Annotated in this window: 12 protein-coding genes; 7 read left to right on the top strand and 5 right to left on the bottom strand. The window is 44.9% G+C overall.

Annotated elements, in window-relative coordinates:
- Positions 1-37: 37 nt before the first annotated feature.
- Positions 38-1261, bottom strand: a complete 1224-nt coding sequence (locus CB4_RS05155; RefSeq protein WP_096463867.1) for an MFS transporter — start codon at positions 1259-1261, stop codon at positions 38-40.
- A 122-nt stretch (positions 1262-1383) separates the two neighbouring features.
- Between CB4_RS05155 and CB4_RS05160 the strand changes: the two genes are divergently transcribed.
- On the top strand, positions 1384-2262 hold the full coding sequence (locus tag CB4_RS05160; RefSeq protein WP_096463868.1) for a LysR family transcriptional regulator: 879 nt from the start codon (positions 1384-1386) through the stop codon (positions 2260-2262).
- Between the two features lie 46 nt (positions 2263-2308).
- Here the strand turns inward: CB4_RS05160 and CB4_RS05165 are convergent, their stop codons facing one another.
- Positions 2309-2563: a NifU family protein gene (locus tag CB4_RS05165; protein ID WP_096463869.1), complete on the bottom strand. Its 255-nt coding sequence runs from the start codon at positions 2561-2563 to the stop codon at positions 2309-2311.
- Positions 2564-2743: 180 nt separating this feature from the next.
- Here CB4_RS05165 and cysK point away from each other — a divergent pair, with 180 nt between their 5' ends.
- The 5 genes from cysK (at position 2744) to CB4_RS05190 (ending at position 7036) form a co-directional block, all read left to right on the top strand.
- A complete protein-coding gene (gene cysK / locus CB4_RS05170; protein ID WP_096463870.1) occupies positions 2744-3667 on the top strand; it encodes a cysteine synthase A in 924 nt (307 codons plus the stop codon).
- Positions 3668-3670: 3 nt separating this feature from the next.
- Positions 3671-4804 (top strand): bifunctional cystathionine gamma-lyase/homocysteine desulfhydrase, encoded by a 1134-nt coding sequence (locus CB4_RS05175; protein WP_096463871.1) that lies wholly within the window; start codon positions 3671-3673, stop codon positions 4802-4804.
- A gap of 6 nt (positions 4805-4810) precedes the next feature.
- Positions 4811-5110: a YuzD family protein gene (locus CB4_RS05180; protein WP_096463872.1), complete on the top strand. Its 300-nt coding sequence runs from the start codon at positions 4811-4813 to the stop codon at positions 5108-5110.
- 7 nt (positions 5111-5117) lie between these two features.
- On the top strand, positions 5118-5381 hold the full coding sequence (locus tag CB4_RS05185) for a YuzB family protein (protein WP_096463873.1): 264 nt from the start codon (positions 5118-5120) through the stop codon (positions 5379-5381).
- 437 nt (positions 5382-5818) lie between these two features.
- Positions 5819-7036: an IS110 family RNA-guided transposase gene (locus tag CB4_RS05190; RefSeq protein ID WP_096463496.1), complete on the top strand. Its 1218-nt coding sequence runs from the start codon at positions 5819-5821 to the stop codon at positions 7034-7036.
- Positions 7037-7499: 463 nt separating this feature from the next.
- Here the strand turns inward: CB4_RS05190 and mqnE are convergent, their stop codons facing one another.
- Positions 7500-8606, bottom strand: coding sequence for an aminofutalosine synthase MqnE (gene mqnE / locus CB4_RS05195; protein ID WP_096463874.1), 1107 nt, complete (start codon positions 8604-8606; stop codon positions 7500-7502).
- Between the two features lie 238 nt (positions 8607-8844).
- On the opposite strand from mqnE, the gene erpA reads away from it, so the two are divergent.
- Positions 8845-9198, top strand: a complete 354-nt coding sequence (gene erpA, locus CB4_RS05200; protein ID WP_096463875.1) for an iron-sulfur cluster insertion protein ErpA — start codon at positions 8845-8847, stop codon at positions 9196-9198.
- 198 nt (positions 9199-9396) lie between these two features.
- Here the strand turns inward: erpA and CB4_RS05205 are convergent, their stop codons facing one another.
- Positions 9397-9666 (bottom strand): hypothetical protein, encoded by a 270-nt coding sequence (locus tag CB4_RS05205; RefSeq protein ID WP_096463876.1) that lies wholly within the window; start codon positions 9664-9666, stop codon positions 9397-9399.
- 113 nt (positions 9667-9779) lie between these two features.
- Positions 9780-12242 carry a sensor domain-containing diguanylate cyclase gene (locus tag CB4_RS20830; RefSeq protein ID WP_110546250.1) on the bottom strand — a complete coding sequence of 821 codons (2463 nt, stop codon included), beginning with the start codon at positions 12240-12242 and terminating at the stop codon, positions 9780-9782.
- Positions 12243-12256: the final 14 nt, after the last annotated feature.

The following is a 12256-nucleotide window of genomic DNA, read 5'->3' on the forward strand; positions in this document are numbered from 1 at the left end:
TGCTGTATTACAGCGTTGAAGACAGCCTCCCCACGTACTAGTGAGTCAAAAATACTTTGGACATCACTCCAGCTTTGCTCGATTCAGCTCGTTCGATGCCATACATTTTCCATGCACACCAGCCGGTTAACACGAGAATCATCAGGGAACCAAGCACGACACCATTCCAACCGAAGAATTTATAGAACAGACCGAGATAGAAGCTGCCGATGCTGCCACCTAGATAGTAGGACAACAAATACAGACTCGATGCACTCGCTTTCGCAAACGTTGCGTGCGTACTTACCCACGAACTGGCTGCTGAGTGAGCGAAGAAAAAACCAAAGCTGATAAGCAGAAGCCCTACACCGATGATCCACAGATTTTGTACAAGTGTCGCGGCAATACCTGCTCCCATCAGGACGATACCGATAGCAATGCATACAGATTGCGGCATGATTTTCGCCACTTTGCCCGATAGTGTTGAGCTAAATGTGCCTGCTAGATAAGTGAGAAACAATAGACTCACAATCGAAGTAGGCAGATTGAATGGGGCGCTGTTCAACACATACGTGATGTAGTTATAGATCCCGATAAAAACAAAGAAATGGAAGCCACCAATCGCATAAGCGAAGCGTAAGGAGCGATTATCCAGGTGACGACGAAAATCTCTAAAGGCTACCTTCCAGTCGAGTGGCTTGCTTTGGAAATGCGTTGAGCGCGGCAGCAGCCAGGCAAAGGAGATCACACATAGGAAGCTGAGTGCGCTCATTACAATAAACGCCCAGTGCCAGCCAGCAAAATCGGTAACGAAGCCAGAGACCATGCGACCAGAGAGCCCGCCGATTGTATTGCCGCTGATGTAAATACCAACTGCGGTTGTTAACGCTTTGGAATCGAATTCTTCACTAATGTAGGCAATCGCAATCGCTGGCAAACCAGCGAGGAAGAATCCTTCTATCATACGCAGAATGAGCAAGGTCGAGAAATTCGGAACAAATGCTGTCAGAAGTGCGATTAATGCTACGCCGAGCATCGTCCCGAACATAATATTTTTCCGTCCAATTGCATCTGAGAGCGGACCGTAAAACAATAGGGACAGAGCGAGTGCGAGAATTGTCACGGAAACAGACAGGCTAGATAGTAACGGAGAAAGGTTAAATTCCTCCGTGAAAATTGGTAGTAGTGGTTGCGTGAAATAAATATTAGCAAATGTTACAAAAGAAGCAATGGTGAGAGCGGCGGTTGCACGCCAGAAAGGCCGAGTTCCTGCCTGGATCATGAAGAATCATCTTCTTTCCGAATAAGTTTTTGTATGGCTATCGTAGCATGGTATTATGAATGAATAAAATATATTGTTTTCATGATAACGATAACTTTATGGAATGATTATGAGGAGGGACAATGGAGTTTCGACAGCTTGAATATTTTACAGAGGTGGCAAAGCAGCTTAACTTTACAAAAGCAGCCGAGCAATTGTGCATAGCCCAGTCTGCGATTAGTAAAAGCATCAAGAAGCTAGAGGAGGATCTCGGTGTACTGCTGTTTAATCGGATTGATAAAAAAGTCATGTTAACAGCAGAAGGAGAGGTGCTACTACGGCATGCGCGTCGGATTCTTGAGCAGGTACGACATGCACGGGAAGAAATAGAAGAAATGCGTGGATTAGAGAAAGGCGAAGTAAGGATCGGCTTGCCTTCGATGGTAGGCTCGTATTACTTTCCTAACATTATCCTAGATTTTAAGAAACGCTATCCGCATCTGCAGTTTAAGCTGTATGAACAAGGGACGATGAAGGTGCAGCGCATGCTTAGCAACGGGGATATCGATATGGGCGTGATCATACAGGATACGATTGCGGATGATTTAGAAGCTGTACCATTTCTGGAGGAAGAGATGTGCGTGTGTGTTCCCAAAGGGCATCTTTTTGCTGAACGGGCATCCGTCACGTATGAAGAGGTAGCACGGGAGCCGCTTGTACTGTTCCAGGAAGGGTATTTTCAGCGGGAACTCATTGTAGAGGCCGGGCATAAAGCGGGGATACCACTGGCCGTACAATTTGAGACCAATCAGATTTCTCTTCTGAAGTCACTTGTAGTGAGGGGAAGCGGTATCACGTTGTTTCTAAACATGGTTGTGGCGAATGATCCGGATCTTGTAGCGGTGTCGCTTCAGCCGCCTGTCTATCTGAAATTAGCGATTGCCTGGAAAAAACATGCGTATTTGTCGATTGCTAATCAGGAATTCCTGTCGTTTCTTATGGAGCGAACAGCGGCACGATAGACATAAAAAAGCGGGATAGCCTGAGCCATCCCGCTTGAGCGTTTATTTAGAACACTTGACGAACTTCCACGATGCCTTCTACTTCTTCCACGAGTGCGCGCTCAATGCCCGATTTCAGCGTGATTGTGGAGCTCGGGCAGCTACCGCATGCACCGTGCAGACGAACTTCCACGATGCCTTCGTCTGTAACATCAACGAGTTCACAGTCGCCTCCGTCACGTTGCAGGAACGGACGCAGTTTATTTAAAACCTCTTGTACTTCATCAAACTTTGTCATAAGGTTATTCACTCCTTTCACCATACTTATTATTATAGTATCCTTTTCTTAAGAAATCTATTGTTTTCCCCTTGCTTAAAGCATACGATGTGCTTTAAACTTATAAAACCAAGTGTTTTACGTGGTGATCGCACACAAAACGTTTAGGCTATAATAATATAGTAAGATAAAAAAATGTTATCCACCACAAAAAAGGAGATCGACATGAACGTATACAGCAATGTTAAAGAACTGATTGGTGATACACCAATTGTAGAGATTCATTCCTATTCACTGCCAGAAGGAGTTCGTTTGTTTGCCAAACTGGAGTATTTCAATCCCGGCGGTAGTGTAAAAGATAGATTAGGTGTAGAATTAATTCGAGATGCAGAAGAACGCGGCGTATTAAAGCCAGGCGGCACGATTATTGAACCGACAGCTGGTAATACTGGAATCGGACTGGCACTGGCTGCGGTCGGCACAGGGTACCGCGTAATCTTCGTTGTACCGGAGAAATTCTCACTGGAGAAGCAGACTCTGATGCGTGCTCTTGGCGCGGAAGTCGTTAATACACCGACTGCCCATGGGATGAAAGGCGCGATCGAGAAAGCGAAGCAGCTCGAGCAAGAAATTGAAGGAGCGTTTTGCCCGCAGCAATTCGGCAATCCGGCAAACCCGGCAGCGCACTATAAGACGACTGGCCCAGAAATCTGGCAACAGATGGATGGCAATGTTGATGTATTTGTTGCAGGTGCAGGCTCAGGTGGTACGTTTATGGGTACAGCCCGCTATTTGAAAGAAAAAAATCCAGCTATAAAAACAGTCATTGTCGAACCGGAAGGCTCTATCCTGAATGGAGGAGAATCAGGCCCACATAAAACGGAAGGGATCGGGATGGAATTCCTGCCGCCGTTTATGGACACAGCTTATTTTGATGCCATTCATACGATATCGGATGCGGATGCATTCCGCCACGTGAAAGAACTGGCTTCACAGGAAGGTATGCTGGTAGGCAGTTCCGCAGGTGCCGCACTTCATGCTGCTCTTCTTGAAGCGAAACAGGCGAAGCCAGGTACGAATATTGTGATGATTTTTGCAGATAGTAGTGAGCGCTATTTAAGCCAAAAAATTTATGAGGAGGGCATCTAAATCATGCGCATGAAAACGAAATTAATCCACGGTGGTGTAGATGGAGATCCACATACTGGAGCGGTCAATGTACCGATCTATCAGGTTAGCACGTATAAGCAGGAAGCAGTAGGCAAACATAAAGGCTATGAATATTCCCGCACAGGCAACCCGACTCGCCATGCAGTTGAAGAGTATATCGCAGATGTGGAAGGCGGCGTGCGCGGCTTTGCGTTTGCCTCCGGAATGGCGGCTTTGTCAACTATTGTATCGATGTATAACACAGGCGATCATTTTGTCGTTGGTGATGACGTATACGGCGGTACGTACCGTGTGCTGACCAAAGTGTTCAACCGTTTTGGGGTGGATGTGACATTTGTGGATACGAGCAAAGCGGAAGTCGTTCGTGAAGCTATCGGGCCGAAAACAAAAGCGGTTATTTTGGAGAGCCCAAGCAATCCACTTCTAAAAGTGACCGATATCGCAGCGGTTGCAGAAGTAACGAAAGAAAAAGGCATTCTGTTGATCGTGGACAATACGTTCATGACTCCGTACTGGCAGAACCCACTTCAACTTGGGGCCGATATTGTGTTCCACAGCGCAACCAAATATCTTGGTGGTCACAGTGATGTGGTAGCTGGTCTGGTAGCCGTAAAAGACGCGGAACTCGGTGAGCAACTGCATTTCGTTCAGAACTCCATCGGCGCGGTGCTTGGACCGCAAGATTCGTATTACTTGCTGCGCGGCATGAAAACACTCGGTGTGCGTATGGAAGAGCATGAAGCGAATGCGCGTCGCATCGCACAATGGCTGAGTGAACGCAGTGATATTGTGAGCGTCTACTATCCAGGTCTGGAAAATCATCCAGGACATGATGTGGCGGCTAAACAAGCACGTGGTTTTGGCGGAATGATTTCATTTGATGTCGGCAGCCGTGAGCGTGCGGAACAAGTGCTGTCCCGGACGAAAATCTTTACACTGGCCGAGAGCCTTGGAGCAGTAGAGAGTCTGATCTCTGTTCCGGCACAGATGACGCATGCTTCCATTCCGGCAGAGCGCCGTGCGGAACTCGGCATTACAGACGGTCTCGTTCGTATCTCGGTTGGCATTGAGGATGTAGAGGACCTGATCGAAGAACTGGAACGGGCACTCGCCTAGACGATTATGGAACTGCTTGTATTCGGTGCCGAGCAACTATGTGCAAGCTGTGCCCATCTTCCGTCTGCCCGTGATACGGCAGAATGGCTCGAAGCGGCGCTTCATCGTAAATATGGCGAAGCTATCACGGTACGCTATGTAGATATTTACAGTGAGTTAGCTGGTATGGAAGCCGAATTCGCGGCACGCATTCGGGCGGAAGAGCTATGGTATCCGCTTGTGGTATTGAATGGAATGATTGTTGGGGAAGGCAGTCCGAAGTTAAAAGAGATTGAACATGCAATTGAATCTATGCAGATAGGGTGAAAAATTGATGCGCCCGATGGTGGAATTTTGCGCTAGCAACCTTGGAATCGGTTCTGAGCTGGCAAAGAAGGCACTTGAAGAAGAACCAGACGTCGATGTGTTGGAATACGGGTGTTTGGGCAATTGCGGCCAGTGTTTTGTTCAGCCGTACGCGCTTGTGAACGGCACGCTGATTGTGGCGGATACAGGAGAAGAGTTGCTTGCAGCAATTCGTACCCACATTACTACCTTGAAAAAAGAAGATGAAGAGTGGAAAAAGCTCGGATTCTAACTTTTCTCGTGGCTAATTTGTAAAGAAGCTGTCCTAAAAGCCAGAATATGGCGAATGGGACAGCTTTTTTTCGTGGTATCGACAACGTGTGGTGGTGAGGGAGTGGGAGAAGGAAGGAGCCGTTCGCTTCGGTACGCTTGCAATGAAGTGGTGACTGTCCGCTCCGGGAGCCCAGCGAACGTGCCCGCAAAGAAACATACTAAGATTAGTAGCACAGACCAAGGCCACGGTTTGTGCTACTATTTTTTTGTGGTAGAAGTGAAGAAACAGGCCGAGTGGGCTTCGGGATCTTGAATCCGTCAAAGAAACAGGCCAACTTCACTGCCCTTATTTGAATCAGCTTCAGTATGTTGGATCCATTGAGATCGTGTATAAGAAAAGGGAATCGATAAGGATGCGTGAAGGCTTCTACAACGAACATCAGGAGGAGAACAACCATGAAACATGTAGTCGCATTTGATGTAAGTATGGGAAAGAGCTATTGGGTGGTGTACAATGCCGACCGGCACTGTGAGTTTGAAGGAGAAATCCGGCATACCCGTTCCGATTTTGAAGGGTTGCATGCCTGCATGGAGAAGCTGATCGAGCAAGATGGGGAACAACCGTCCATTGTTTTCGAAGCTACGGGCGTATACTCCAGACAACTGGAACGCTTTATGCAAGATCATCAGTACACCTATTGCCTGTTAAACCCGCTTGAAGCCAAACTGCAGTCCGCTTCTATGCGGATGCATAAAACGGATCGAAGTGACGCTCATCGGCTGGCGTTGACTCATTTCACGGTCTCTCGAAGAGAAAAAGAAGTACCCAATGACTTCTTCCAGCAGCTAAAGTCTCTCTCTCGGTTTTACCAAGAATTAGACGGAGAACTTTCTACTCTTCGCAATCGGATGCATAAAGTCATTCAACTGACCTTTTCCGAACTGGAAACGATCTTTACAAGCCGATCGGAGCTCTGTTTACATGTCATTCAGTTATTTCCACATCCCGATCTCGTGAACGGTCTTTCCAAAACCGTAATCAGAAACCGGATTCTCAAGAGTACCGACAAAAAGTTATCGGCAGGTACCGCTGAGAAGAAAGCCATCCAGTTGCTTGAAGCCGCACAGAACTCGTATCCGGCGGTTTCCGCAACCGATGTTCTTTGTGACCAGCTACGCATCTATGTCAAACGTTATTTGGAGATTCTTCGCCAACGAGAAGCTCTGATTCGGCAAATGGAGGAAATGAGCATGCATCGAGAGGACTATCAAGTTCTTCTCAGCTTTCCGGGCATTGGGGTAAATACAGCGGTGCGTTTACTCGCCGAAATCGGAGACATCCGCCGCTTCGACAATCCGAAACAGCTCAACGCCTTTGCAGGGATTGATATCCGACGGTTCCAGTCCGGTAAAACCTTTTTCCAGGATAAAATCAATAAGCGCGGAAACAAGCACCTGCGTAAACTGCTTTACCTTGTCATTCAGAATATGATTAAACAGCGTCGTTTCGGGAACAACCATCTCGTTGAGTACTATGACAAAGTAAAAACGCAACCTTATAACAAGTGTCATAAAGTTGCGTCGATCGCTTGTGTAAATAAGCTCTTGAAGTGCCTCTTCTACCTTATTACACACAATCAGCACTATGAGTACCAGTGTGCCACCAGATCATAATGCAATTTCTATCATACCATATACCAAATAAACCTAGCAAAAAATAAAAACACCCTAGGTTTATTTGGTATGTCAACATCCATACTTTCTGTGAAACCTGTTATTTTCTCTCCGCTTCCTCCCCCTGTTACTTACAAAATAATCACTCAAAATCATTATGATTCACTTGACTAATCGTAAGAAAGGCCTACGATGTTGATTCACCGAAGGATTGCGGGCAAAGGCCCGTTCGCCGTTCTCCTTTCGCTGAGTAGGCTCGTACAGGCACTCTCTTGTCCTTCCTTTTCCCACTCCCCGCACAACGTTTCGAGTTACAAGAAAAAACACGCGACGCCAGAATGGATTTGCCCGATCCCGCTCCTCCGCCACGCTTTGAATAAAATCTACATTATACCAAGAAAAAAGAGGCTGTCTCATTAGCCGTATTACAGCGTGTGAGACAGCCTCTTTCTTATAGCAGTCGTTAATACTCTTTAATAATGTTGTAGAACGTATCGCGCTCAATCGGCTGTTTGCCAGCCCCTTTAATAAGCCAGACCAGCTCATCGCGAGTAAGACCGGATTGGGTCAGGGCACCTACCGCATGGCTGATGCGTTCTTCTACGAGTGTACCGTGAATGTCAGATGAACCGAAGTTGACTGCCATTTGTGTCAGTTGTGTACCGATGTTAATCCAGTACGCTTTCACGTGTGGGAAGTTATCGAGCATCAGGCGGCTGATCGCCATTGTTTTCATATCGTCAAACGCGGATGTGCGGCGCTTGATGGACGCTGTTACTTTCTTTGGTTGAATCGCAAGTGGGATAAAGACCATGAATCCGTTTGTATCATCTTGCAGCTCACGCAAACGCATCATATGAATGAGACGTTCTTCCGGCTTTTCGATGGAACCGTACAGCATCGTTGCATGTGTTTTCATGCCAAGATTGTGCGCAAGACGGTGTACATTCAGCCATTCGTCTGTACTTGCTTTTTCTGGGCTCATTTTAGCGCGGTATTCTTCCGTTAGAATCTCCGCACCGCCGCCTGGAAGTGTATCGAGACCAGCCTTTACGAGTTCCTTCAGCACTTCTTCTTCTGTTAGTCCGGCAATTTGTGCGAAGAAAACAATTTCAGCGCCGGTGTACGCTTTAATGGTCACATCCGGATAGTTCTTTTTCAGCGTACGAATTGTATCGAGATAGTAGTCAAACGGCACGGTATGATTGTGTCCGCCTACAATATGGAATTCGCGTGTAGTCGGTGTGTAGCCTTTTGCGACATATTCGAGTAAGTCGTCCATACTCATGGTGTAGGCGCCTTCTTCACCTGGATCACGGCGGAAGCCACAGAATGCACAGTGCGCTTCGCAGACGTTGGTCGGATTGATGTACATGTTTTCGATGAAGTAGACGTTGTTGCCGTTCTTGCGTGTATTTACCAGGTTGGCGAGCTGGCCGATTGTTAACAGATCGTTCGAGTTATATAGTGTCATGCCATCTTCAAGCGACAGACGTTCACCAGCTTCGATTTTTTCAATGATCGGAAGTAGTGTCTGATCTTGAATAAAGTGTTGGGTAAAGGTACTCATTATTTTCTTCCTCCTCGTATGATGCTTGGAGAGTGCTTCCGTACTCATGTATAAGTTTGTATTCTTTACAATTATAAAAGTAATTAACGAATCGAACAAGGTACGAAGCTGGAAAAGCAGACAGAGAGGAAGTATGTATACATTTTTGTATGGAAACGTTGCAAACCTTGAGAGAAAAGATAAGGTGGAGTATACTATAGGAAGAGGACGATACGTCCGATGAGGAGGGAAATAATCCATGATTAACCTTACGGAAAGTGCAGCTCGCAAAATTCAAGAGATGATTGTAAGCGAAAATAACGACCAGCTTTTCCTGCGTGTGGGTGTTCGCCCAGGCGGATGCAGCGGGTTCTCATATGGAATGGGTTTTGATGATGAAGGGCATGAAGGTGATGTAAGTTTTGACCTGAATGGCGTAAAAGTTGTGGTGGATAAGGATAGCATTCGCTATCTTGAAGGCGTGACGATTGATTTTAAAGAATCCATGATGGGCGGCGGGTTCACGGTTGACAACCCGAACGCAACTGCATCATGCGGCTGTGGTTCGTCGTTCCGCACGAAAGAAGAAGCGGGTACACCGGGCGATTGCTAAGCTTTTCGATTCGTTGGTGAATCATACAATGTATAGCGCCTCTTGACGTATTTTCGGGTACGTTAGGAGGTGCTTTTTGTGTTACAGCAGGGGCGCATACTATTAAAGAGATTTCGAATGAATGTTAGATAGCGGTATAAGGATGAATGAAACGTTATCATTACCATTGGCAAACAAAAAAGCCGCCCGGATGGACGACTATTGATTCAGTATAAGTTTTTTGACCATTTTCATATCCAGTTTTAAATTTTCGACATCATCACGTGTTTCATGGAGTTCCGCCTGCATTTCACTGTTTTGAGCCGTTTGTTCACGGATGATACGCAGATCCGACTTGGTTTCGCCGAATTGCTTGTTCATACCGTCTTCTAGCGTATCAATGCGCTGGCCAAGTTTTTGTAGACTTTCGTTAATAGGCGATAGTTTTTCGTCTAAAACAGCACGGAGAACTTTTTCGATTTCGCTCACTGGCATGGCCCCCTTATTTCTGATACTGTTTATTTTAACATGTCCGGCTGTAAGGTATAGGGAAAAAACAGGGAAATGTGACGCTTATTTTTGATGAAAAATTTGAAGAGTTCTCAGGATACGATTGCTTCGTGGAAGTTTTGTACCTGATTACGTCCTGATTCTTTCGCATAATATAAGGCCTTATCTGCTAAAGAAATAACTTCAGCAGGATTAGAGAATGGTGTCGGGAGCATGGTAGCTAGTCCCGCACTTACCGTGACAATATCTGCTACTTTTGATGAAGCATGAGGGATTTCCAAAGACGCGATAGCTTTACAGAGTTTTTCCGCTATTTTTAGGGCGTCTGCATTATTGGTTTGCGGGAGAATAACAGCAAATTCTTCACCACCATAACGGGCCACAATATCCCCTGATCGATTTGGAACCGAGGCTAGAGTTTCAGCCACCTTTTTCAGACAGTCGTCTCCACCCTGATGTCCATACGTATCGTTATACAATTTGAAATGATCAATATCAATCATAATCAACGAGAGCGGAGTGGAGCCTCGCGCAGCACGTTTCCATTCCGATTCTAATTTTTCATCAAAAAATCTTCGGTTAGCAATGCCTGTAAGACCATCGCGCCAGGAGAGCATTTCAAGACGATGATTAGCTTCCTGAAGCTGTTGTTCCAAAAGCTTTCGTTCTGTAATATCACGAGATACGGCTACAATTTTTTCTAGCGCGCCTTCCACCGTTCGAATGGTTGCTAGATTTGTCTCAAACCACACATATTCTCCACTCTTTTGGCGAATACGATACGTAGAAGAGGTGTAGTTTACATGTTGGAGGGTAAGAAAGGCATTGTGTACATATTCGAGATCGTCCGGATGAATAAGCAGATATGCACTTTTTCCTAACAAGTTGTCCATTTCATACTGAAGTAACCGATGGCATGCTGGTGAAACATATAAATACTCACCTTCTACGTTATGAATGGTAATCATATCCCCGGATGTCTCTGCGAGCAAACGGAATTTCTCTTCACTATCCTGTAGTGCCTTTTCGATCTTTTTCCGTTCTGTAATATCTCGTACTATAACCAAGGAACCTGGATTTCCATTATACGTTATCGGATTTGCCACAGTTTCTGTATAGATGATCGTTCCATCTAATCGAAGCAATTTTTCCTCCAACAACTCTGCCTGCTTCTTATTTTCATAGGAAGAAGCGACTCGTTCTTTAACTTGCAGCAAAGAATCTGGATGAACTAAACTTATAACATCTTTTCCTATCAATTCTTCAGGGTGATTTGCTCCAAACAAGAGAGCTCCTTCCTGATTCATGAATACAATCTTGCCTTTACTATGGACCAAAACAGTATGTGGGGATGTTTCGATAAGCGTTCGATACCGTTCTTCACTATCTTCCAGCCCATGAATGGTAGTCTCAACTGTTTCAGCCATTAAATTAAAGGCGCTGCAAACCTCTTGAAACTCAATAGCTCGTGGTGCCACCTCTTTGACATCAATTCGATATTTATAGTTACTTTTTTGGATAAGTCGTACTCCGTTTAAAACAAACTGTAGAGGACGTTCTATATGATGGGATACCTTTAGTACGATGTATAAAACAAAAGCAACTATACATAGGATACTCATGATGATAATGAACATCGAATTGTAAAGGGAGTCAAGCATCTCTGCTTGATTTACTTCAGCGATGACGAGCCATTTCCCATTCTGTGTCCAATGATAAGCCCCAAGTGACTCCACTCCTCTATAATTAGAATAGGGGAGAACTACCGAGAGGTTAGTTTGAGCTTTTTGTACAATCTCTGTATGGACTTTTAAATTCAATCTTGCTGTACTAGATACCATACCATACTTTATAAGATCGGCTATAAACCTTGATTCAGTTATCATGACTCCTTCCCGATTAACTAAATAAGTCTCTCCTGTTTTTCCAAAGCGCATTCTCTCCATAATTTTTTCAACTGTGCGAGGCTCTACAACCCCGGCGATAACCCCTTGGAACTGTTGCTGAGAGTCAATAATAGGACAAGAAACGATAATAGAAGGCTTGCCGGTTGCACGGGCAATGATAACGTCACTGACAAATTCTTTTCCTTTTTTTCCTTCTTGAAAGTAATCGCGGTCCGATAAATTAATACTAGCTTGATTTTTTATTTTTGCTCCGCTTTTGCTTGAATCTATTTCTATAAAACCGTTTTTATTAATGTATGTCAACATATCAAATTCACTTTGCAGATTAACTGCCGAAGTTAAAATGTTTTTCATTCTTTCTTTGTCCAGGTTTCTTATTTCGTTAAGATTTGAAATAGTCCTGATGTATGAAGAACGTTCATTGAACCAGTTTTCGATCGCTGTGCTTTGTAGGGAAACGGTTTGCTCCAGGTAATTCATTTGGTCTGCTTTTATGCCACGACTTATTATAAAAAAAGTTGGAATAAGACTTGAAATTCCGATAAGAAATACAAAGAAAATCCCCCAAAACTGCAGTCGACTTTTGATTGTCTTTAATCGAAAAAGTCTGTATATGTAGTTAAACAAAAAAGCCTCCCCTTTCTTCATAAAAATAATAAATC

Source organism: Aneurinibacillus soli (assembly GCF_002355375.1).
Classification (GTDB): Bacteria; Bacillota; Bacilli; order Aneurinibacillales; family Aneurinibacillaceae; genus Aneurinibacillus; species Aneurinibacillus soli.